This window comes from Streptomyces sp. NPDC048338 (assembly GCF_043201055.1).
Classification (GTDB): domain Bacteria; phylum Actinomycetota; class Actinomycetes; order Streptomycetales; family Streptomycetaceae; genus Streptomyces.
In genome coordinates, this window is sequence record NZ_JBICYQ010000001.1 from 351,732 (window position 1) to 372,219 (window position 20,488).

Below are 20,488 nucleotides of genomic sequence, written 5' to 3' on the forward strand. Positions count from 1 at the left end.
GAGTCGTCGTGGTCGGAGGAAATCCTCCGCTCAGGGGGCCGTCAGTGGCCGTCCTGCTGTTCGTCCCGGCGGCGCTGCCACCGTTCCTCGATGCGATGCATCATCGAGCGGCGCTGTCGGGCCTGACGGCCGCCGGCCGCCCCGCCCCTCGCCTGCTGCTCGCCCGGCTTGGGCGCCTTGCGCCATCCGGTGACCGCCAGGACCGCGCAGCCCAGCATGACGAGGAACCCCACCACGCTGATCCAGATCTGCTGGGCGACCATTCCGGCCATGAGGAGCGCGATACCCACCAGGAAGCCGGCGACCGCTTGGTAGACCCGTCGCCGGGTGTACGTACGCAGTCCGCTTCCCTCGAGCGCTGTCGCGAACTTGGGATCTTCGGCGTACAGCGCTCGCTCCATCTGCTCGAGCATTCGCTGCTCGTGCTCCGAGAGCGGCACGGAGTCCTCCTAGTCGTCGGTCGCGGGGGCGACCGGTATGCGGCCCTTTCAGGATAGGCAGGGATTCGCCCCCGTGAAACCCGCCCTCAACGCCAAATCGCCAATCCGGGCCGCCATGCGGTTCGGTTGCTGAGGCGTTGATTCCCCAGGGCCCTGCCCGTCATGCCGGATGGTGTCCCCCGATCATACGGGGACACGGGCACGATCGGGGGGCCTGTGGCGTACTCCATGTGCGGCTGCGTCGCTGATCAGCACGGTGGGGGCTGTCGTCCCCGGCCGGCCGGCGGCGTGCCGCCGGCCGGGTGTCAGGCGCGCTTCTCGCCCAGGAGGTGCAGCTGGGTGGCGATGGCCTGGAAGGACGGCAGCTCGGCGGCGGCCTCCTCCAGCCTGAGCAGGGCCTCCGCGGCGCCGGGCTCGGTGTCGACCAGGGCCCCGGGAACCAGGTCGGCGAAGATCCGCACGCCGTGCACCGCACCGACGTGCAGGCCGGCCTCCGCGGCCAGTTCGGTGAGCTGCTCGGCGGTGAAGCGGCGGGGCACCGGGTCGCCCGCTCCCCAGCGGCCCGCGGGGTCGCTCAGCGCCTGGCGGGCCTCGCTGAAGTGGCCGGCCAGCGCGCGGGCGAGGACGGCACCGCCCAGGCCGGCGGCGAGCAGGCTGAGGGCGCCGCCGGGCCGGAGCGCGGCGACCGCGTTGCGCACGCCCTCGGCCGGGTCGTCCACGTACTCCAGGACACCGTGGCAGAGCACCGCGTCGTACCCCTCCCGCTCGACCACGTCGAACAGGCCGCGCACGTCGCCCTGCACGCCGCTGACACGATCGGCGACGCCCGCCTCGGCCGCCCGGCGCTCCAGCGCGAACAGGGCGTTGGGGCTGGGGTCGACGACGGTGACCCGGTGGCCGAGTCGGGCCACCGGGACCGCGAAGTTGCCGGAGCCGCCGCCCGTGTCGAGGACGTCGAGGCTGTCCTTCCCGGTGGCCTTGACCCGGCGGTCGAGCGCCTCTTTCAGGACGTCCCAGACGACGGCGGTGCGCAGGGAGGCGCGCGACGGACGCGACGACGCCTCTCGACCGAAGACAGGGGAAGGGTCCGGCACGGCTGTTGACTCCTCGCTACGGGTACGAACGCTCCCCACCCTATGGCCTCGGGCGCCGTCCCCCCGCTCACCTCACGGCGTCGTCCGCCCCGGGCTGGCGGGGCAGTACGGGCTGGAGGACGAGCATCCGCTCGACCAGGCGCAGGAACATGGCGGCGTCCCGGATCAGGTCGTCGGCGTCCCGCCGGCCGGCCGCCGCGGCGATGCCCGCCTCGGCGCGGGCCCGGCGCTCGGCACCCGAGGCGAAGAGCGCGCTCCACTCCGTCAGCTCGGGGGCTATCTCGGGGAGGACTTCCCAGGCGCTCCGGATCCGGGCGCGCTTGCGGGGACTGGTCTCGGGCCGGCCGCGGGCGGCGAGCACGGCGGCCGCGGTGCGCAGCGCGGCGAGATGGGCGGTGGCGTAGCGCTCGTGGGGCAGGTCGAGGGCGGCTGCCTCCTCGATGCCGGCGCGGGCCTGGGCGAGCAGGTCGAGTGCGGCGGGCGGGGCGGTGGCGCGGCGCAGGACGGGGTGGATGTCGGTCGGGGGTCCGACCAGTGCGGGGGCAGGGCGACCGGTGCTGCGGCGCCGGGGCGCGGCTGCTGCTGAGGAGCTGGTCATGACGAGCCTCCTGTCGTCGTGTGACGGCACTGTGGCCGTGTGTATCCATCGTGCAGGCCGGCACTGACAATCCGGCTGACCAGGACCTTTTGCCTTCAGGGCGGACCCGGGGGTAAGTTTTTGAACTGACTGGTCAGTTCAAAAGGGGAAAACTGGGGGTGGGGGTCCGTGGAAGCGAACCCGGACGAGCCGCACGGCGCCGCCGTGGTCGCGGACGGCTTCGGGCTGAAGGGACCGCGCGGCTGGGTCTTCCGCGAGGTCGGCCTGCGGGCCGAGCCCGGCTCGCTCGTCGCGATCGAAGGACCGTCCGGCTCGGGCCGCACCTGTCTGCTGCTCGCCCTCACCGGGCGGATGAAGGCACACGAGGGCCACGCCGAGGTCGCCGGTCTGCGGCTGCCGCGCAAGATGGCCGCCGTCCGCCGGATCAGCGCGCTGGGCCCCGTGCCGGGCGTCAGCGACCTCGACCCGGCGCTCACCGTCGACGAGCACCTGCGCGAGCGGGCACTGCTCCAGCGCCGCTACGACGGTTCGGTCCGCGCGCTGGTGCGGCGCCCCGCCGAGCGGGCCGCAGCGACCAGGGCCCGGATCGACGAGGCCCTGGCGGCGGCCGGCCTCGACCGGGACGCCCTGCCCAAGTCCGGCCGGACCTCCGTACGGGACCTGGAGCGGCTGGAGGCCCTGCGCCTCTCGGTCGCCCTCGCGCTGATCGGCCGGCCCCGCGTGCTGGCCCTGGACGACACCGACCTCAAGCTCTCGGACGCCGACCGGGCCGAGGCCTGGGCACTGCTGCGCTCGGTCGCCGACGCGGGGACGACCGTGCTGGCCGTGTGCAGCGAGGCACCCGAGGGCGCCCTGCGGATCACCACCACGGCGGACGCCGGCGAGGAGCCGACGGGCCCCCGGGCCGAGGTCGCGGACGCGGCGGACGACCCGGACGACGCGGACGCGGCGGTCACCGACGGCGGCGCGCCGGACGCCCGGTCCGCCGGGGACACACCGGCCGCGCAGGCCACCGAGGCCACCGAGGCCACCGACAGCACCGACGACACCGACGACACCGAGAACACCGTCGAGGAGGGGGAGAGCGATGCGTTCGCCGAGACTGGCCGCGCTTGAGCTGAAGCGCTTCGGCAGGGGGAAGCTGCCGCGCGCCGCGCTCGTCGCGATCCTGCTGCTGCCGCTGCTGTACGGCGCGCTGTACCTGTGGTCCTTCTGGGACCCGTACAGCAGGCTCGACCGGATCCCGGTCGCGCTCGTCAACGAGGACCGGGGTGCCACCACCGGCGGCGAGGAGATCAACGCCGGCGCGGACATCACCAAGGGCCTGCGCGAGAGCGCGGTCTTCGAGTGGCACGAGGTGAGCGACGAGGAGGCCGCCGCCGGCGTGGAGGACGGGACGTACTACCTCTCCCTGACCATGCCCGGCGACTTCAGCTCGCGGATCGCCTCCAGCTCCGGCGACGCCCCCGAGACCGGGGCCCTGAAGGTGCGGACGAACGACGCCAACAACTACATCGTCGGGCAGATCTCCCGCACGGTGTTCTCCGAGGTGCGCACCGCCGCCTCCACCAAGTCCTCGCGCACGTTCCTCGACCGGATCTTCATCTCCTTCTCCGACATCCACGACGCGACGGCGGATGCGGCCAAGGGCGCCGGTCAGGTCAAGGACGGCGTGGACAAGGCGAAGAAGGGCTCCAAGAGCCTCGCCGACGGTCTGAAGGACGCCAAGAAGGGCAGTGGCGACCTCGCCTCCGGCCTCAGGAAGCTCGACAAGGGCGCGGGCGACCTGGAGACCGGCTCCCGGCAGGTGGCCGGCGGCACCCAGGCGCTCGCCGACAAGGTCAACGGCACCGCCGGTCGGATCCGCCCGTTCCTGAAGGACAACGGCAAGTCGATCGGTGACACCGCCCGTCTGGTCTCCCACTCCGTGCAGGCCGTCCGCCACGACCTGGACGACCTGGTGCGGCGCGCGCCCCTCGCCCGCAGCGCCGCGCACCTCGCCGACGACAAGCTGGAGGCGCTGTACGAGAAGGAGTGCGTCGGCAACCCCCTGCCCGACCCCAAGGCCTGCCCCGTCCTCAAGGAGGCCAAGGTCAGCGCGGACGACGTGGCGAAGATCGCCGACGACCTGCACGAGCTGACCAAGGACAGCACGGGCGACCTGAAGAAGCTCGACGGGCAGCTGGCCACGCTGCAGAAGCAGGCGAACGCGCTGGCCAAGGCCGCGCCGCACCTGGACGAGGACCTCGAGGGCGCGGTCAAGAAGATCAACGCCCTCAACTCGGGCGCGCACAAGGTCGCCAAGGGCGCCGACACCCTGCACACCGGGCTGACCAGCGCCAAGACGGGCTCGGCCGGTCTCGACTCCGGTGTCGGCCGGCTCAAGAAGGGCGCGGGCGAGCTCGACGGCGGCCTGTTCAAGCTCGCCGACGGCTCCGGTGAGCTCGCCACCGGCCTCCACGACGGAGTCGCGAAGATCCCCGACTACGACAAGCAGGACCGCGACCGCCGCACCGAGGTCATGGCCGACCCGGTGGAGCTCGCCTCCCAGTCGCTGCACAAGGCGCCCAACTACGGCACCGGTTTCGCCCCGTACTTCATCCCGCTCTCCCTCTGGGTCGGCGCGATGGTGGCGTACATGCTGATCCAGCCGCTCAACCGGCGTGCCCTCGCGGCCGGAGCGTCCGCCTGGCGGATCGCCCTGGCCGGCTGGCTCCCGGTCGCGGCGATCGGGGTGCTCCAGGTCGCCGCGCTGATGTCCGTGCTGCACTGGGGACTGGGCCTGCAGATGGCCAGGGCGGCCGGCACGGTCGGCTTCCTCGCCCTGGTGACCTGCTGCTTCGCGGCGATCATCCAGTGGCTCAACGCCCGCTTCGGCGCGGCGGGCCGGATCCTGGTGCTCGCGGTCCTGATGCTGCAGCTCACCTCGGCGGGCGGCACCTACCCGGTGCAGACCAGCCCCGGGTTCTTCAACGCGATCCACCCGTTCCTGCCGATGACCCACGTGGTCGAGGCGCTGCGGCGGCTGATCACGGGCGGCGGCGTGGGGCCGGTCTGGCAGGCGGTGGCGGTCCTGACCGCGTTCACGGTGGGCGCGCTGGCGCTGACGGCCGTCTCGGCCCGGCGCAAGCAGGTGTGGACCATGGACCGGCTCCACCCGGAACTGTCCCTGTGACGCCCGCCGGACCTGTGAGAATCGATCCCATGGACAGCAGCAGCACCAGACGCCGGGCCACACGCGCGAAGCTCTACGAGGCCGCCGTCACCCTCATCGCCGAGCAGGGCTTCTCGGCGACGACGGTGGACGAGATCGCCGAGCGCGCGGGCGTCGCCAAGGGCACGGTCTACTACAACTTCAAGAGCAAGACCGAGCTCTTCGAGGAGCTGCTGCGGCACGGTGTCGGCCTGCTCACCGCCTCGCTGCGGGACGCGGCCGAGGAGACGGCGGAACGAGGGGGCAGCCGGGTCGACGCGCTGGACGCGATGATCCGGGCCGGTCTGCTCTTCATCGACCGCTACCCGGCCTTCACCCAGCTGTACGTGGCCGAACTCTGGCGCACCAACCGGGCGTGGAACTCCACCCTCCTGGTGGTCCGCCAGCAGGCGGTCGCGGTGGTGGAGGGCGTGCTCCGCGACGGTGTCGAGGCCGGCGAGCTGAGCGAGGAGATCGACATCCCGCTCACGGCGGCGGCGCTGGTCGGCATGGTCCTGGTGGCCGCGCTGGACTGGCAGGCCTTCCAGAGCGAACGCTCGATCGACGACGTCCACAGCGCGCTGTCCCGCCTGCTGCACGGCCGGGTGAGCGGCTGCTGAACCTCCCGCTCCGCGCGGGTCCGCCCCCGCCGGAGAAGCACGAGAAGAGCGCCGGTCCTGCGAGGCTCGATCCCCCCGAGCCTCGCCGAACCGGCGCTCTTCCTTTCCACTTCCCCCGTGAGCACCCCCCGTGCCCCCGTGCACCCCCGTGCCGGCAGGTGCGCGACCCCGCTCCGCCGCCCCGTGCCGGCGGTGCGGAGCCGCGCCCCTTCCGTTGCCCTCCACTCTTCCGTCCGCGCAGGTCGAAGCCCATCCGCGCAGCTACTCATCTCGCCGCCTAGGTACGGGTACTCAGCAGTCCGTGCCGATGCCCACGCGCGGGCGCCGCGGTCTGACTACGATCGCGACCGTGTCCGTACTTCCCCTGGTCTTCACCAGCGGCTGGGCCAGCGGGATCAACGCCTACGCGGTGGTCCTGCTGCTCGGCCTCTTCGGCATCACCGGCCTCAGCGACGAGGTGCCCGCGTCGCTCGAGCGCACCGACGTGCTGATCGCCGCCGGGGTGCTCTTCCTCTGCGAGGCCGTGGCGGACAAGATCCCCTACGTCGACTCGGTCTGGGACTCCGTCCACACGGTGATCCGGCCGATCGCCGGCGCCGTCGTGGGCGCCCTGCTCGCCGGACAGTCGGGGTCGCTGCCGGAGCTGGCCGCGGGCGCGGTCGGCGGGACGACCGCCCTGCTGAGTCATGTCGTCAAGGCCGGGACCCGGATGGCGGTCAACACCTCGCCGGAACCGTTCTCCAACATCACCCTCAGCCTGGCCGAGGATCTCGGGGTGGCGGGGATCGTCACCTTCGCGATCTTCAACCCGCAGGCGGCGGCGGTCATCGCGGCCGTCCTGCTGGTGCTCGGGCTGGTGATACTGGGGTTCCTCGCCCACCGGATCCGCCGTTTCCTGCGCCGCAGGGCGCAGCGACGTGAGGAGCGGCGGCTCGCGGCGGCGGGGGCCCGGGTTCCGGGACCGCCCGGCTGACCGGGGCGCCGGCGGGGGCGGATAGGGTCCCTGACATGGCACGGATTGTGGTGATCGGCGCCGGGATGGGCGCCATGGCGGCCGCGGCCCGGCTGGCCGTGGCCGGCCACCGGGTGACGGTGTACGAGCGCGCGGCGACGTACGGCGGTGGCGTCGGCCGCTTCGAGCGGGACGGCTTCGCCTTCGACACCGGCCCCCAGCTGCTGCATCTGCCCGCCGTCTACCGTGACCTGTTCGTCAAGACGGGCAAGGAGCCGCTGGAGGACCGCGTCACGCTGACGCAGGTCGACCCGGCGAGCCGGCACGCCTTCGCCGACGGCACCCGGGTCGACCTGCCGAACGCCTCGCGCGCCGGCACGCTGTCCGCGCTGGACGCGGCGCTCGGCGCGGGCGCCGGGGAGCGCTGGGGGGACTTCCTGGTCCGGGCCCGCGAGACCTGGGACCGCACCCGCCGCCCGCTGCTGGAGGAGCCGCAGGCCGCGGACGTCTCCGCGCCGGCCCGCGAGCCCTACCCGGCCCTGAAGGCGCCGTTCCTGCGGTCCCGCACCACCACCCTGGCCCAGGTCGGGGCGCGGGAGCTGCGCGACCCCCGGCTGATCGCGCTGCTGGAGTCCTACGCGTGGTCGTACGGCTTCGATCCGGTCGGCGCCCCCGCGTCGGCGGCCGTCCTGCCGTACATGGAGCAGACCTTCGGCACCTGGTACGTGACGGGCGGCGTCCGGGCGCTCGCGGAGGCGGTGTACGAGCGGTGCCTCGCGCGCCGGGTGGAGTTCGTCTTCGGGGCCGAGGTCACCGGTGTGCGGGAGAAGGACGGCCGGGCCACCGGGATCGAGCTGGCGGGCGGCGAGGTGGCCGAGGCGGACCACGTCGTCGCGGGCGCGCCCGTTCCCGTGCTGTACCGGCACCACGTCGTGGGCCGGGAGAGCCGGGGCGACCTGCCGTGGGACCGGGGCGACCGGACGGGGCGGATGACGGTCTGTCTGGCCCTGCGCGGCGCGCGTGAGGCGGATGCCGTGCACCGGACGGTGGTCCATGGCACCGGTGACCACCCCACCACGACGGTGCTGCGGCCCGACGACCCGTCGGTGCGCCCCGACGGCGGCCACGAGGCGGTCACGGTCACCGCGACCGTGAACCTCCACCCGGAGCACGACTGGGCGGAGATCTCCGAGGAGATGGTGACGGCGGCCGAGTCCGCCGTTCCGGGCCTTCGCGAGCGGCTGCTGTGGCGGGAGGTCCGCACCCCTGAGGACACCCGCCGGGAGACGGGCGTCGCCGAGGTCCCCGGCCCCGCCCTCGCGGGCGACCGCGGGTCCTTCCTGCCGGCGGCCAACGCCTCCGCGCTGCCCGGCCTGTACTTCGCCGGCGGCTGGTCCCACCCGGGCGGCGGGCTCGCCCACGCGGGCATGTCGGGGGCGCTGGTCGCGGGCCTGATCGTGGAGGGCGCGGAGTTCCGCGGCTCGCAGTGACCGCCCGGCCCGCGGGGCGGGACGGACCCGGAGCCGCCGCCCGTCAGTACCGGTACTGCTGGTCGTTGTCGTACGGCTCGTAGCCCGGCTGCTGCGGGGGCTGCTCGCCCTCCCGCTGCTGCGGCACCCACACCCCGCCGGGCGGGGTGTCGTAGCCGTACGAGGCGGCGTACGGGTCCTGGTAGGCGGCGTACTGCTGCTGGCCGCCCGTGCCGTAGTCGTACGAGGTGTACTGCTGGCCGTCCGTGCCCGGGCCGATGTACGGGTCGGAGTAGGCGGCGTACTGCTGCTGCCCGCCCGCGCCGTAGTCGTACCCCTGCTGCGGGTAGGCCGACGGGTCGTAGCCCTGCTGGTCGTAGCCCGCCCCGTAGGAGTCGTAGCCCGCGCTGTAGGCGGGCTGCTGCTCCTGCTGGGCACCGCCGGCGTAGGAGGGGTCGTAGACGCCGTACTGGCCGGTGTCCTCGGGCATCGGCTCGGGCTCGTAGACCGCGGCGGTCTCGGCCGGCGCGGGTTCCACCGGCTCGTAGGAGAGGTCGGTGACCTCCAGGGTGGGGCGTGCCTCGGCCGGCGGGCCCGACCGGCGGCGACGGCTCGCGCCCGGGCTCCCGCCGATCGCCCAACCGGTGGAGAAGCCGCGACGGAACGACAGGGTGACGTAGGTCTGCCCGACGGCGAAGGCGATCGCCCCCGCGATGATCACGGCGACGGACGGCAGCAGGACGCCGAGGACCACCGCCAGGAAGCCGCTGAACGCGAGCAGGCGCCAGCGCAGCCGCGCCTTGTACTGGAGCAGTACCTCACCCAACAGCCACAACGCGACGACACCGAACGCGATGTAGAGGACCGTCCACCCCATGCCCGCCCCTCTCCTACGGCCACCGCCGCGGGTCGGGGGCGGGTACGCCGATCACGACTGCTCGTGCAGTCCGAGATTCTCGTAGATCTCCAGCGTCGCGGCGGAGTTGTTCAGCGTGATGAAGTGCAGTCCGGGGACACCCTCGGAGAGCAGACGCGCACAGAACTCCGTCGCGAACTCGATGCCAATGGAGCGTACAGCGGTCGGATCGTCCTTGACGGCGAGGATCCGTTCTTTCACGTCCCCGGGGAAGACCGCGTTGCTCAGCTGGGGCAGCCTGTCCAGGGTACGGGCGTTCACCACGGGCATGACCTCGGGGATGATCGGCGTCTCGCAGCCGGCCTTCTCGACGCTGTCACGCATCCGCAGGTAGCTCTCCGGGTCGAAGAACATCTGGGTGATGGCGTAGTCGGCTCCGGCACGGCACTTGTCCACGAAGTGCCGGATGTCCGCGTCCCAGTCGTCGGAGCGGGGGTGCATCTCGGGGAACGCGGCCACGCCGACGCAGAAGTCGCCGGACTCCTTGATCAGCCGGACCAGGTCGGCGGCGTAGCGGACGCCCTCGGGGTGCTCGACCCAGGTGCCGAGCGGGTCGCCGGGCGGGTCGCCGCGCAGGGCGAGCATGTTGCGGATGCCGGCGTCGGCGTACTGCCCCAGGACGTTCCGCAGCTCGGCGACCGAATGGTCGACCGCCGTGAGGTGGGCGACGGGCGTGAGGGTGGTGTCGGCGGCGATCTCCTGGGTGGCCTTGACCGTGCCACCACGGGTGGAGCCGCCGGCGCCGTAGGTCACGGAGACGAAGCTCGGACCGACCTGCTCGACATGGCGCAGCGCCTTCCACAGGCTCCGCTCGCCCTTCTCCGTGCGGGGCGCGAAGAACTCGAAGGAGTACGAGCACTTTCCGGACGCGAGAATGTCGCGCACCGTGCGGGCGCGATCCGACCGTGTGGAAGCGGTTCCGAGAGCCATACGGGCAGGTTAGACGTGGTCCTGCCACCGCAGAAGCCGGGTCCGCAGAATGGACACGTTTTCAGACACGGACCGGAGGGCGATACCGGGCGGATCCAGGAGCGTCCCGTCGATCTTGCCGGGCCCCCGGCAAGATCGTCAAGGCACTCGGGTCCACCTAGGACGTGCGCTCACGGACCCGCTTGGCGAGCCGGGCGGCCGCCGCGGCCGGGTCGTCGGCCTCGGTGATCGCGCGGACGACGACGATCCGGCGGGCGCCGGCGTCGAGGACCTCGTCGAGGGTGGTCTCGTCGATCCCGCCGATGGCGAACCAGGGCCGGTCCTGCTCCAGGGCCGCGGCGTACCGCACGAGCCCGAGCCCCGGCGCGTACCGCCCCGGCTTGGTGGGGGTGGGCCAGCAGGGTCCGGTGCAGAAGTAGTCGACGCCGGGCTCCGCGGCGGCCGCGTCCACCTCGGACTCGGCGTGGCAGGAGCGGCCGACGAGGACGCCGTCGCCCAGGATCGCCCGGGCGGCGGGCACCGGCAGGTCGCCCTGCCCCAGGTGCAGCACGTCGGAGCCGATGGCGTGGGCGACGTCGGCCCGGTCGTTCACGGCGAGCAGCTTGCCGTGGCGGCGGCAGGCGTCGGCGAACACGGCGAGGTGCTCCAGCTCCTCACCGGCCTCCATGCCCTTGTCGCGCAGCTGCACGATGTCCACACCCGACGACAGCACGGCGTCGAGGAACGCGGGCAGGTCGCCCTGGCTCCTGCGGGCGTCGGTGCACAGGTAGAGCCGGGCGTCGGCGAGCTGGGCGCGAGGCGTGGGCATGGGTGGATCCCCCCGTCGGTGCGGCGGCGCCGTGGGGGCCGGGCACGGCCCGGTCCCCACGGAACCTCCTGTGGTGTCGTCGGTGCGTCAGACGGCGAGCGCCTGGGCGCGGCGCTTCACCTCCGTGCCGCGATTCTCGCTGAGGGCCTGCGCGGGCGTGCCCGGCAGGCTGGGGTCGGGAGTGAAGAGCCACTCCAGCATCTCTTCGTCGGTGAAGCCGTCGTCCTTCAGGAGCGTCAGGGTCCCGGCGAGACCCTTGACCACCTTGTCGCCCTGGATGAAGGCGGCAGGCACCTGGAGCGCCCTGTTCTCACCGCGGCGCACGGCGATGAGCTGGCCTTCCTTGACCAGCTGCCGGACGCGCGTCACCTCGACGTCGAGCATTTCCGCGATGTCGGGGAGGTAGAGCCAGGCGGGGACGAGAGCATCGGTCTTTGCGTCAATCTCGGTCACGGGACAAGCCTGCCATCCCGGGCTGACAGCCGGTAGTCGGGCCCGGTGGAAGTCCCTCCGGATCGGGCCGGATCGGTGAATTCCGGGCACTGGGCGCTAGGGGGTGTCTTGCCGATTCGAGGCCGGCAAGATCGGCAAGACACCCCCTAGACCGCCGCCGCCTTCAGGGGGACGGCCGGGTCGGCCGCGCGGTCCGGGTCGAGCCGGGCGCCCGCCTCGATCAGCTTGCGGCCCTGAGCCAGGTCGCGCGGGCGCCCGACGGCCAGCAGCGCGACGAGCACGCCGTCGCGCAGCCAGAGCACGGACCAGGCGGCGCCGGCCGGGTCGCCGCGGCGGACGAGATCACCGGCGCCGGTGTGGTGGCCGGCGTACTGCACGAAGCGGCCGAACTGCTCGGACCAGAAGTACGGGACCGGGTCGTAGTCCTCGGGGGCGTCGCCGACGATGTCGGCCGCGACCGTGCGCGGGCCCTGCAGGGCGTTGTCCCAGTGGTGGACCAGGAGCCGTTCGCCGTAGCGGGCGGACGGGAAGGAGGCGCAGTCGCCGACGGCGTACACATCGGGCAGCGAGGTGCGCAGCCGCGCGTCGGCGGTGACGGAGCCGCCCGCGTCGAGGGCGATGCCGGAGCCGTCGAGCCAGTCGGTGGCGGGCCGCGCGCCGATGCCGACGACGACCGCGTCGGCGGGCAGGTGCCGGCCGTCGGCGAGGACGACGCGGCCGGGTTCGATCGCCGCCACCCGCGCGTGGGTGAGGAGTTCGGCGCCGCTCTCGGCGTACCACGCGGCCATGGGCGCGGCGACCTCGGCGGGCAGCGCCCCGAACAGCGGCCGCTCGGCGGCCTCGACGACCGTGACGGCGCACCCCGCCTCGCGCGCGGCGGTGGCGAACTCGGCGCCGATCCAGCCCGCGCCGACGACCACGATGTCGTGCCGCTGCTCCAGGACGGGCTTGAGGCGGGCGGCGTCGTCCAGGGTGCGCAGCAGGTGGACCCCGGGAACGCCCTCGGTGCCCGGCAGGGTGACGGGCCGGGCCCCGGTGGCGAGGACGAGGACGTCGTACGGGACGGGGCCGGCCTCGGTGTCGATCTCGTGGTCGGCGGCGCGCAGACCGGTCACGTCCAGGCCGAGGCGCAGTCCGATGCCGAGCGCCTCGAAGTCGACGTCGAAGGCGGAGTCCTCGGCCTTGCCGAGGAGGACCGCCTTGGAGAGCGGCGGCCGGTCGTAGGGCTGGTGCGGCTCGGCGCCGATGAGGGTGACGGGGCCGGTGAAGCCCTGTTCGCGCAGGGCGACGGCGGTCTGCACGCCTGCCATTCCGGCACCCACGACGACCACACGCTGCGATGACTGCTTCTGCTCGCTCACCCGTCCACCTTACGCATCTGACGACCCGTCAGTAAGGGTGGGCCCTGGGACCGGAACGGGGCGGGGGCTAGTCTGGCCGACGTAAAGCACTCGCGGGAGCCCGGACGCACCGGGCTGAGAGGGAGGCTGCGACGGCCTCCGACCGTACGAACCTGATCCGGGTCATGCCGGCGAAGGGAGGGGCTGGACGCCCATGCAGCCACGTTCAGGATCGGACGTCCTCGTCATCGGGGGCGGAATCATCGGCCTGGTCACGGCCTGGCGGACCGCGCTGCGCGGACTGCGCACCGCCGTCGTCGACCCCGAACCGGGCGGCGGGGCCGCCGCCGTGGCGGCGGGCATGCTCGCCGCCGTCACCGAGCTCCACTACGGCGAGGAGACCCTGCTCGGCCTCAACCTCGCCTCCGCGCGCCGCTATCCGGGGTTCGTCGCCGAACTCCAGGACGCCACGGGGCACGATGTCGGCTACCGCGCCTGCGGCACGCTCGCCGTCGCGCTCGACGCCGACGACCGCGCGCACCTGCGGGAACTGCACGCGCTGCAGACCCGCTGCGGCCTGGAGTCGGAGTGGCTCAGCGGGCGCGACTGCCGGCGCCTGGAGCCGATGCTGGCACCGGGCGTGCGGGGCGGGCTGCGGGTCGACGGCGACCACCAGGTCGATCCGCGCCGGCTCGCCGCCGCACTGGTCACCGCCTGCGAACGGGCCGGCGTGATCTTCCACCGGGCCGTCGCGGAACGGCTGACGGTGGCCCGGGACCGGGCCGTGGGCGCGGTGCTCGACGACGGGACGGGGCTCCCCGCGGACCAGGTCGTGCTGGCCGGCGGCAGCCTCAGCGGCCGGCTGGCCGGTGTACCGCACGAGGTCCTGCCGCCCGTACGCCCGGTGAAGGGCCAGGTGCTGCGGCTCACCGTGCCGCCGGCGTACGCCCCGTTCCTGTCCCGGACCGTCCGTGCCGTCGTCCGCGGCAGCCACGTCTACCTGGTGCCGCGCGAGAGCGGCGAGCTCGTCGTCGGCGCGACCAGCGAGGAGCTGGGCTGGGACACGACGGTGACCGCCGGCGGGGTGTACGAGCTGCTGCGCGACGCCCACGAGCTGGTGCCCGGCATCACCGAACTGCCGCTCACCGAGACCCGGGCCGGTCTGCGCCCCGGCTCGCCGGACAACGCGCCGATGCTCGGCCCGAGCGCCCTGCCGGGCCTCCATCTGGCCACCGGCCACTACCGCAACGGAGTGCTGCTCACCCCCGTCACGGGCGACGTCATGGCCGAGGCCCTGGCCACCGGCACGCTGCCGGACGAGGCGCGCCCCTTCACCCCCCGCCGTTTCTCCCCCGCACCCCCGGTGCACGCACGTCAGGAGCAGCCCGCATGAACGTCTCCGTGAACGGGGAGCCGCGCGTGCTCGCCGGCCCCCTTTCCCTCGACGTCCTGGTCGCCACGCTGACCACGGCGCCCGCCGGCGTGGCCGCGGCGGTCAACGAGGCGGTCGTGCCGCGCAGCCGGTGGTCCGCGACCGTCCTCGGCGAGGGGGACCGGGTCGAGGTCCTCACCGCGGTGCAGGGAGGCTGAGCCATGTCCGACGATCTCCTCGTCCTCGGCGGCACGGAGTTCACCTCGCGCCTGATCATGGGCACGGGCGGGGCGCCCAGCCTCGACGCGCTGGAGCGCTCGCTGGTCGCCAGCGGCACCGAACTCACGACGGTCGCGATGCGGCGGCTCGACCCGACGGTCCAGGGCTCGGTGCTGTCCGTCCTGGACCGGCTCGGCATCCGGGTCCTGCCCAACACGGCGGGCTGCTTCACCGCGGGAGAGGCCGTGCTGACGGCCCGGCTCGCCCGCGAGGCGCTGGGCACCGACTGGATCAAGCTGGAGGTCGTCGCCGACGAGCGGACCCTGCTGCCGGACGCGGTGGAACTGCTCGACGCGGCGGAGACCCTGGTCGACGACGGCTTCACGGTGCTGCCGTACACCAACGACGATCCGGTCCTCGCGAAGAAGCTGGAGGACGTCGGGTGCGCGGCGATCATGCCCTTGGGCTCGCCCATCGGCTCCGGGCTCGGGATCCGCAACCCGCACAACTTCTCCCTGATCGTGGAGCGCGCGCAGGTGCCGGTGATCCTGGACGCGGGGGCCGGGACGGCCTCGGACGCGGCGCTCGCGATGGAGCTCGGCTGTGCGGCGGTGATGCTCGCCTCGGCGGTGACCCGGGCGCAGGAGCCGGTGCTGATGGCGGAGGCGATGCGGCACGCCGTGGAGGCGGGCCGGCTGGCCCGGCGGGCGGGCCGCATCCCCCGCCGCCACTTCGCCGAGGCCTCCTCGCCGACCGAGGGCCGCGCGCACCTGGATCCGGAACGCCCGGCGTTCTGACGGCCCGGCGCCGCGGGGGTGGAGCGCCGCCCCCGCGGCCCGCCGGGGACGGGTGTCCCGGGTCCCCGCGCCGTCACAGCTCGGCTGCAGTACGGGCCCGTCCCGGCCACGCGGACCGCGCCGTGCCCCCGGACTCGTAAACTCGGGGCCGTGGACACGACCCTTCAGGACCCTCTCGTCGGGCAGCTGCTCGACGGCCGCTACCGCGTCGACGCGCGCATCGCCGTCGGCGGGATGGCCACGGTCTACCGGGCCGTCGACATCCGGCTCGACCGGGTGCTCGCGCTCAAGGTGATGCACCCGTCGCTCGCCACGGACGCGACCTTCGTCGAGCGGTTCATCCGCGAGGCGAAGTCCGTCGCACGGCTGTCCCACCCGAACGTCGTGGGGGTCTTCGACCAGGGCGCGGACGGCGCGTACGTCTACCTCGCCATGGAGTACGTCGCCGGCTGCACGCTGCGCGACGTCCTGCGCGAGCGGGGCGCCCTCCAGCCCCGCGCGGCTCTCGACATCCTGGAGCCGGTGCTCGCCGCGCTCGGCGCCGCGCACCGGGCCGGGTTCGTGCACCGGGACATGAAGCCGGAGAACGTCCTGATAGGGGACGACGGCCGGGTCAAGGTCGCCGACTTCGGGCTCGTACGGGCCGTCGGCTCCGCCACCCAGACCACCGGCGCCGTCCTCGGCACCGTCTCCTACCTCGCGCCCGAGCAGATCGAGCACGGCACCGCCGACACCCGCGCCGATGTGTACGCCTGCGGTGTCGTCCTGTACGAGATGCTGACCGGCGGCAAGCCGCACACCGGGGACACCCCCGCCCAGGTGCTCTACCAGCACCTGAACACCGACGTCCCCGCCCCGTCGGCCGTCGTCCCGGGCCTCGCGCTCGAACTGGACGAACTGGTCGCGGGCGCCACCGCGCGCAACGCGGACGTCCGCCCCTACGACGCCGTCGACCTGCTGGCCCGGACCCGGGAGGCCCGCGCCGCACTGAGCGACGAACAGCTGGACCTGGTGCCGCCGCAGGCGCGCCGCGAGGACGCCGCCGGGACGGGGGCCCCGTCCGAGGACCCGACCAGTGTGATCCCGCGCGTCCGGCCCGAGCACACCAGCAGGCTGACCCCGCCGGCGTCCGTGCCGGCCGCGCACGCGACACCCGGACTCCCTCCCGCCCCGAGGCCGGGCCGGGCTCCCCTGCTGTCCCGCGGTCCGCTGCTGGTCGTCGCCGCCGTCCTGCTGATCCTCGGGATCGGCACGGGCGTCTGGTACATCAACTCCGGCCAGTTCACCCGGGTCCCGGCCGTGCTCGGCCAGACGGAGGCCGAGGCCACGAAGCGGCTCGCCGACGCCGGACTCGAGGTCGGCACGACGGACCGCGCCTTCAGCGAGGTCTACGAGCGCGGCACGGTGATGGACACCGACCCGGCCCCCGGCGAGCGGATCCGCGGCAACGGCTCGGTGAAGCTGACCCTCTCGCGCGGTCCCGAGGTCGTGAAGGTCCCCAACCTCAAGGGCAAGCCGCTGGCGGAGGCGAAGAAGCTGCTGGAGCAGGAGGGGCTGGCCACCGGCGTGGTCACGAACACCTTCAGCCGGTCGGTCCCGCAGGGCGCGGTGATCGGCTCGGACCCCGAGCCGGGCACCGAGCGCACCCCCGACTCCGCGGTCGCCCTGGTCGTCAGCAAGGGCGCCCCGATCGACGTCCCGGACGTGACCGGCGAGAGCGTGGCGGACGCGACGAGCACGCTCCAGGAGGCCGGCCTCACCGTGCGGGTCGCCACCGAGCGGATCGACTCCCCCGAGGACGCGGGCACGATCGCCGCCCAGTCGCTGGCCGAGGGCAGCCGGGCCGCCAAGGGGGACACGATCACCCTCACCGTCTCCAAGGGCCCGAAGATGGTCGCGGTCCCCGACGTCGTGGGCGCCACGGTCGACGAGGCGCGCGAGGAGCTGGAGGGCGCGGGCTTCGAGGTGAAGGTCGAGAAGTCCTTCCCCTACCTCGGGAACACGGTCGCGGAGCAGTCCGTCGGCGGCGGCTCCACGGCGGCCGAGGGCTCCACGATCACCATCACGATCAAGGGACTGTAGAGACTCATGCGCAACCCCGTCGGCGGCCACGTCCCCGTGGCCGGCGGCCTCGCCACGGTCGGACTCGGCTACGCCCGCACGCTCGGCGCCGAGACCGTGCAGGTCTTCGTCGCCAACCCGCGCGGCTGGGCGACGCCCGCCGGCAACCCGGCGCAGGACGAACGCTTCCGCGCGGAGTGCGAGGCCGAGGGCCTGTCCGCCTGGGTGCACGCCCCGTACCTGATCAACTTCGGCTCCCACACCGAGGCCACCGTCGACCACTCGGTCACCTCGCTGCGCCACTCGCTGCGCCGCGCCCGGGAGATCGGTGCGCGGGGTGTGGTGGTGCACACCGGCTCGGCGACCGGCGGCCGGCCGCGCGAGGTGGCCCTCGCGCAGGTGCGGGAGCGGATGCGCCCGCTGCTGGACGAGCTGACCCACGACGACGACCCGTTCCTGCTGCTGGAGTCGACGGCGGGGCAGGGCTCGTCGCTCTGCTCGCGGGCGGAGGACCTCGGCCCGTACTTCGACGCCCTCGACCACCACCCCCGGCTGGGGATCTGCCTGGACACCTGTCACATCTTCGCCGCCGGCCACGACCTGGCCGGGCCGGACGGCATGGCGCGCACCCTGGACGAGCTGGTGGCGACCGTCGGGGAGGGACGGCTGAAGCTGATCCACGCCAACGACTCCGAGGACGTCGTCGGCGCCCGCAAGGACCGGCACGCGAACATCGGCGCCGGGCACATCGGCGAGGAGCCGTTCCGGACGCTGTTCACCCACCCGGCGACCGCGGGCGTGCCGCTGGTCATCGAGACGCCCGGCGGGCCCGAGGGGCACGCGGCGGACGTGGAGCGGCTGAAGAAGCTCAGGGAGTGATCGGCCCGGCACGCGCGTCACACCGTTGAGGAATACCCCAGGGGGGTATACGGTTCCTAGAGAGGCAGGAACCGCTACTCGACGTTTGGGGCCCGTCATGGAGCACGAAGCGCACACCGAGCACCACCACACCGGCCACGAGGGCCACGGAGACCACGGGAGCCACCAGGCTCACGGAGGTCACGAGGGCCACGACGGCGGCGGGCACGGGAGTCATCACGCGCACCCCACCTCCGGTGGGGTCACCTGGGCCACGGCCGCCAAGGCGACGCTGCACTGCCTCACCGGCTGCGCCATCGGCGAGGTGCTCGGCATGATCATCGGTACCGCGCTGGGCTGGGAGAACATGCCGACGATGATCCTGGCGATCGTCCTGGCGTTCTTCTTCGGCTACGCGCTCACCCTGCGCGGCATCCTGAAGGCCGGCGTCGACTTCCGGACCGCCTTCAAGGTCGCGCTGGCCGCCGACACCCTCTCGATCGCCGTCATGGAACTGATCGACAACGGCGTGATCGCCCTGTGGCCGGGCGCCATGGACGCGCACCTGACGGACGCGTTGTTCTGGGTCGTCCTCGCGATCGCGCTGGCCGCCGCCTTCGTCCTCACCACGCCGGTCAACAAGTGGATGATCGGCCGGGGCAAGGGACACGCGGTGGTGCACCGGTACCACCACTGAACGGACCGGGGGGGGCGGACCACCGGGGCTACAGCTCCGGGCCGTCCCCCGGCTCCTCCTGGTAGGAGTAGCGCTGCTCCGTCCACGGGTCGCCGATGTTGTGGTAGCCGCGCTCCTCCCAGAAGCCGCGGCGGTCGGCCGTCATGTACTCCACGCCGCGGACCCACTTCGGGCCCTTCCAGGCGTAGAGGTGCGGGACGACGAGCCGGAGCGGGAAGCCGTGCTCGGCGGTGAGCAGTTCACCGTCCTTGTGGGTGGCGAAGATCGTGCGCTCCGAGGCGAAGTCGGCCAGGCGCATGTTGGCACTGAAGCCGTACTCGGCCCAGACCATCACGTGCGTGACGTTCGCGGCCGGCGGGGCCAGGTCGAGGATCGTCCGGGCGGGGACGCCACCCCATTCGGCCCCCAGCATGCTGAACTTCGTCACGCAGTGCAGATCGGCCACGACCGTCGCGAACGGCAGGGCCGAGAACTCCTCGTGGTTCCAGCACCGCTTGTCGCCGTCCGCCGTGGCGCCGAAGACCCTGAACTCCCAGCGGTCCGGCTTGAACTTGGGGACGGGACCGTAATGGGTGACCGGCCAGCCGCGTTGCAGCCGCTGCCCCGGCGGAAGATCCGACTGTCCTGCTTCCCGGTGTACTCCGCTCTCCGGCTGACCCATGTCATCCATGGTGACAGACCGCGAGGGGTGGTCATGACCAGGCAACCTCCGACCTTGTGCGATTCGGGCAACTCCCACTAAGCCTGCACTTACTGGACGCCCCCCATGCGTGGTGCGAGGATGCCGCCATCCTGCCCAGTCACGACACAGACATGCGTGGAAGGAGCCTCTGCGATGCAGGGCGACCCCGAGGTCCTCGAGTTCCTCAACGAGCAGCTGACCGGCGAGCTGACAGCCATCAACCAGTACTGGCTGCACTACCGCATCCAGGACAACAAGGGCTGGACGAAGCTCGCCAAGTACACCCGCGAAGAATCCATCGACGAGATGAAGCACGCGGACAAGCTGACCGAGCGCATCCTGATGCTGGACGGCCTGCCCAACTACCAGCGGCTCTTCCACGTCCGGGTCGGCCAGACCATCACGGAGATGTTCCAGGCGGACCGCCAGGTGGAGGTGGAGGCGATCGACCGCCTCAAGCGCGGCATCGAGGTCATGCGCACCAAGGGCGACATCACCTCGGCGAACCTCTTCGAGGAGATCCTGGCCGACGAGGAGCACCACATCGACTACCTCGACACCCAGCTGGAGCTCATCGAGAGCCTGGGCGAGGCGCTGTACATCTCGACTCTGATCGAGCAGCCGAGCTAGGTCCCGTCCCCGGGGACGCCGGGCGGTACACGGCGCCGCGGGCGGGAGAGCGGCCCTCAGGCCGCCTCGGAGAGCTCCTCCGGTACGGCCGGCTCACTCGTCAGGGCCGGGATGCCCTGGTCCAGGAGCTCCCGTCGCGGGCAGTTGCCACGGCCCAATATGGCTTGAATGCGTCGTACGCAGGAGCCACAGTCGGTGCCGGCCTTGCAGGCGGAGGCGATCTGGCGAGGCGTGCAGGCGCCCGCGTCCGCGTGCTCCTTGACCTGCTTCTCCGTGACACCGAAGCATGAGCAGACGTACACGCGGTTCACCTCCCGCCGAGATCGATAAGGCTAACCTAACCTTACCCGGCGGGTCTG

The 20,488-nt window shown here is 73.0% G+C and carries 22 protein-coding genes and 1 riboswitch; of the genes, 12 read left to right on the forward strand and 10 right to left on the reverse strand.

Annotated elements, in window-relative coordinates:
- Positions 1 to 41 precede the first annotated feature (41 nt).
- The 3 genes from ACGFZF_RS01625 to ACGFZF_RS01635 all read right to left on the reverse strand — a co-directional run bounded on the left by ACGFZF_RS01625 (position 42) and on the right by ACGFZF_RS01635 (position 2,132).
- Positions 42 to 440 (reverse strand): DUF3040 domain-containing protein, encoded by a 399-nt coding sequence (locus ACGFZF_RS01625; RefSeq protein ID WP_356603277.1) that lies wholly within the window; start codon positions 438 to 440, stop codon positions 42 to 44.
- A 305-nt stretch (positions 441 to 745) separates the two neighbouring features.
- On the reverse strand, positions 746 to 1,534 hold the full coding sequence (locus ACGFZF_RS01630; RefSeq protein WP_393550526.1) for a methyltransferase: 789 nt from the start codon (positions 1,532 to 1,534) through the stop codon (positions 746 to 748).
- Positions 1,535 to 1,601: 67 nt separating this feature from the next.
- The gene (locus ACGFZF_RS01635) at positions 1,602 to 2,132 is read right to left on the reverse strand and encodes an SAV_6107 family HEPN domain-containing protein (RefSeq protein ID WP_356603273.1); all 531 of its coding nucleotides are present in this window, start codon (positions 2,130 to 2,132) and stop codon (positions 1,602 to 1,604) included.
- A 168-nt stretch (positions 2,133 to 2,300) separates the two neighbouring features.
- Here ACGFZF_RS01635 and ACGFZF_RS01640 point away from each other — a divergent pair, with 168 nt between their 5' ends.
- The 5 genes from ACGFZF_RS01640 to ACGFZF_RS01660 all read left to right on the forward strand — a co-directional run bounded on the left by ACGFZF_RS01640 (position 2,301) and on the right by ACGFZF_RS01660 (position 8,387).
- Positions 2,301 to 3,248: an ATP-binding cassette domain-containing protein gene (locus tag ACGFZF_RS01640; RefSeq protein ID WP_393550529.1), complete on the forward strand. Its 948-nt coding sequence runs from the start codon at positions 2,301 to 2,303 to the stop codon at positions 3,246 to 3,248.
- Positions 3,220 to 5,307, forward strand: a complete 2,088-nt coding sequence (locus tag ACGFZF_RS01645; protein WP_393550531.1) for a YhgE/Pip family protein — start codon at positions 3,220 to 3,222, stop codon at positions 5,305 to 5,307. Before ACGFZF_RS01640 ends, ACGFZF_RS01645 begins: the two co-directional genes overlap by 29 nt.
- Before the next feature lie 29 nt (positions 5,308 to 5,336).
- Positions 5,337 to 5,945, forward strand: coding sequence for a TetR/AcrR family transcriptional regulator (locus tag ACGFZF_RS01650; protein ID WP_393550533.1), 609 nt, complete (start codon positions 5,337 to 5,339; stop codon positions 5,943 to 5,945).
- A gap of 349 nt (positions 5,946 to 6,294) precedes the next feature.
- Positions 6,295 to 6,918, forward strand: a complete 624-nt coding sequence (locus tag ACGFZF_RS01655) for a DUF4126 domain-containing protein (protein ID WP_356776371.1) — start codon at positions 6,295 to 6,297, stop codon at positions 6,916 to 6,918.
- 35 nt (positions 6,919 to 6,953) lie between these two features.
- On the forward strand, positions 6,954 to 8,387 hold the full coding sequence (locus tag ACGFZF_RS01660) for a phytoene desaturase family protein (RefSeq protein WP_393550535.1): 1,434 nt from the start codon (positions 6,954 to 6,956) through the stop codon (positions 8,385 to 8,387).
- A 43-nt stretch (positions 8,388 to 8,430) separates the two neighbouring features.
- On the opposite strand, the gene ACGFZF_RS01665 is transcribed toward ACGFZF_RS01660, so the two are convergent.
- The 5 genes from ACGFZF_RS01665 to ACGFZF_RS01685 form a co-directional block, all read right to left on the reverse strand.
- Positions 8,431 to 9,243 carry a hypothetical protein gene (locus ACGFZF_RS01665; protein WP_393550537.1) on the reverse strand — a complete coding sequence of 271 codons (813 nt, stop codon included), beginning with the start codon at positions 9,241 to 9,243 and terminating at the stop codon, positions 8,431 to 8,433.
- Positions 9,244 to 9,294: 51 nt separating this feature from the next.
- Complete coding sequence (gene metF / locus ACGFZF_RS01670) at positions 9,295 to 10,212, reverse strand: methylenetetrahydrofolate reductase [NAD(P)H] (RefSeq protein WP_356603259.1); 918 nt, start codon at positions 10,210 to 10,212, stop codon at positions 9,295 to 9,297.
- 157 nt (positions 10,213 to 10,369) lie between these two features.
- Positions 10,370 to 11,020, reverse strand: a complete 651-nt coding sequence (thiE, locus tag ACGFZF_RS01675; RefSeq protein ID WP_393550539.1) for a thiamine phosphate synthase — start codon at positions 11,018 to 11,020, stop codon at positions 10,370 to 10,372.
- 87 nt (positions 11,021 to 11,107) lie between these two features.
- On the reverse strand, positions 11,108 to 11,473 hold the full coding sequence (locus ACGFZF_RS01680; RefSeq protein WP_147977623.1) for an Rv2175c family DNA-binding protein: 366 nt from the start codon (positions 11,471 to 11,473) through the stop codon (positions 11,108 to 11,110).
- 146 nt (positions 11,474 to 11,619) lie between these two features.
- Entirely contained in the window at positions 11,620 to 12,783 is a 1,164-nt protein-coding gene (locus ACGFZF_RS01685; protein ID WP_393550999.1) for an NAD(P)/FAD-dependent oxidoreductase, read from the reverse strand.
- Positions 12,784 to 12,916: 133 nt separating this feature from the next.
- Positions 12,917 to 13,030: riboswitch (TPP riboswitch) on the forward strand.
- Between ACGFZF_RS01685 and thiO the strand changes: the two genes are divergently transcribed.
- The 6 genes from thiO to ACGFZF_RS01715 all read left to right on the forward strand — a co-directional run bounded on the left by thiO (position 13,028) and on the right by ACGFZF_RS01715 (position 18,817).
- Positions 13,028 to 14,206 (forward strand): glycine oxidase ThiO, encoded by a 1,179-nt coding sequence (gene thiO, locus ACGFZF_RS01690; protein WP_393550541.1) that lies wholly within the window; start codon positions 13,028 to 13,030, stop codon positions 14,204 to 14,206. Its footprint overlaps the riboswitch before it by 3 nt.
- The gene (thiS, locus tag ACGFZF_RS01695) at positions 14,203 to 14,403 is read left to right on the forward strand and encodes a sulfur carrier protein ThiS (protein ID WP_356603251.1); all 201 of its coding nucleotides are present in this window, start codon (positions 14,203 to 14,205) and stop codon (positions 14,401 to 14,403) included. The genes thiO and thiS overlap by 4 nt, the downstream gene beginning before the upstream one ends.
- 3 nt (positions 14,404 to 14,406) lie before the next feature.
- Positions 14,407 to 15,201: a thiazole synthase gene (locus ACGFZF_RS01700; protein WP_393550544.1), complete on the forward strand. Its 795-nt coding sequence runs from the start codon at positions 14,407 to 14,409 to the stop codon at positions 15,199 to 15,201.
- Positions 15,202 to 15,351: 150 nt separating this feature from the next.
- Entirely contained in the window at positions 15,352 to 17,283 is a 1,932-nt protein-coding gene (gene pknB / locus ACGFZF_RS01705; protein WP_393550546.1) for a Stk1 family PASTA domain-containing Ser/Thr kinase, read from the forward strand.
- A 6-nt stretch (positions 17,284 to 17,289) separates the two neighbouring features.
- A complete protein-coding gene (locus tag ACGFZF_RS01710; RefSeq protein WP_393550548.1) occupies positions 17,290 to 18,141 on the forward strand; it encodes a deoxyribonuclease IV in 852 nt (283 codons plus the stop codon).
- Between the two features lie 97 nt (positions 18,142 to 18,238).
- A complete protein-coding gene (locus tag ACGFZF_RS01715; protein WP_393550550.1) occupies positions 18,239 to 18,817 on the forward strand; it encodes a DUF4396 domain-containing protein in 579 nt (192 codons plus the stop codon).
- Between the two features lie 28 nt (positions 18,818 to 18,845).
- Here the strand turns inward: ACGFZF_RS01715 and ACGFZF_RS01720 are convergent, their stop codons facing one another.
- A complete protein-coding gene (locus ACGFZF_RS01720; protein WP_356603239.1) occupies positions 18,846 to 19,478 on the reverse strand; it encodes a sulfite oxidase-like oxidoreductase in 633 nt (210 codons plus the stop codon).
- Between the two features lie 174 nt (positions 19,479 to 19,652).
- On the opposite strand from ACGFZF_RS01720, the gene bfr reads away from it, so the two are divergent.
- Complete coding sequence (gene bfr / locus ACGFZF_RS01725; protein ID WP_147977631.1) at positions 19,653 to 20,129, forward strand: bacterioferritin; 477 nt, start codon at positions 19,653 to 19,655, stop codon at positions 20,127 to 20,129.
- Positions 20,130 to 20,185: 56 nt separating this feature from the next.
- Here the strand turns inward: bfr and ACGFZF_RS01730 are convergent, their stop codons facing one another.
- Positions 20,186 to 20,440, reverse strand: a complete 255-nt coding sequence (locus ACGFZF_RS01730) for a bacterioferritin-associated ferredoxin (protein ID WP_393550553.1) — start codon at positions 20,438 to 20,440, stop codon at positions 20,186 to 20,188.
- Positions 20,441 to 20,488: the final 48 nt, after the last annotated feature.

Coding starts and splice junctions, on each gene's coding strand:
- thiE (WP_393550539.1), bottom strand. CDS start 11,020: ATGCCCACGCCTCGCGCCCAGCTCGCCGACGCCCGGCTCTACCTGTGC.
- ACGFZF_RS01665 (WP_393550537.1), bottom strand. CDS start 9,243: ATGGGGTGGACGGTCCTCTACATCGCGTTCGGTGTCGTCGCGTTGTGG.
- ACGFZF_RS01645 (WP_393550531.1), top strand. CDS start 3,220: ATGCGTTCGCCGAGACTGGCCGCGCTTGAGCTGAAGCGCTTCGGCAGG.
- bfr (WP_147977631.1), top strand. CDS start 19,653: ATGCAGGGCGACCCCGAGGTCCTCGAGTTCCTCAACGAGCAGCTGACC.
- ACGFZF_RS01710 (WP_393550548.1), top strand. CDS start 17,290: ATGCGCAACCCCGTCGGCGGCCACGTCCCCGTGGCCGGCGGCCTCGCC.
- ACGFZF_RS01720 (WP_356603239.1), bottom strand. CDS start 19,478: ATGGGTCAGCCGGAGAGCGGAGTACACCGGGAAGCAGGACAGTCGGAT.
- thiO (WP_393550541.1), top strand. CDS start 13,028: ATGCAGCCACGTTCAGGATCGGACGTCCTCGTCATCGGGGGCGGAATC.
- metF (WP_356603259.1), bottom strand. CDS start 10,212: ATGGCTCTCGGAACCGCTTCCACACGGTCGGATCGCGCCCGCACGGTG.
- ACGFZF_RS01660 (WP_393550535.1), top strand. CDS start 6,954: ATGGCACGGATTGTGGTGATCGGCGCCGGGATGGGCGCCATGGCGGCC.
- ACGFZF_RS01700 (WP_393550544.1), top strand. CDS start 14,407: ATGTCCGACGATCTCCTCGTCCTCGGCGGCACGGAGTTCACCTCGCGC.
- thiS (WP_356603251.1), top strand. CDS start 14,203: ATGAACGTCTCCGTGAACGGGGAGCCGCGCGTGCTCGCCGGCCCCCTT.
- ACGFZF_RS01650 (WP_393550533.1), top strand. CDS start 5,337: ATGGACAGCAGCAGCACCAGACGCCGGGCCACACGCGCGAAGCTCTAC.
- ACGFZF_RS01685 (WP_393550999.1), bottom strand. CDS start 12,783: ATGGCAGGCGTGCAGACCGCCGTCGCCCTGCGCGAACAGGGCTTCACC.
- ACGFZF_RS01635 (WP_356603273.1), bottom strand. CDS start 2,132: ATGACCAGCTCCTCAGCAGCAGCCGCGCCCCGGCGCCGCAGCACCGGT.
- ACGFZF_RS01715 (WP_393550550.1), top strand. CDS start 18,239: ATGGAGCACGAAGCGCACACCGAGCACCACCACACCGGCCACGAGGGC.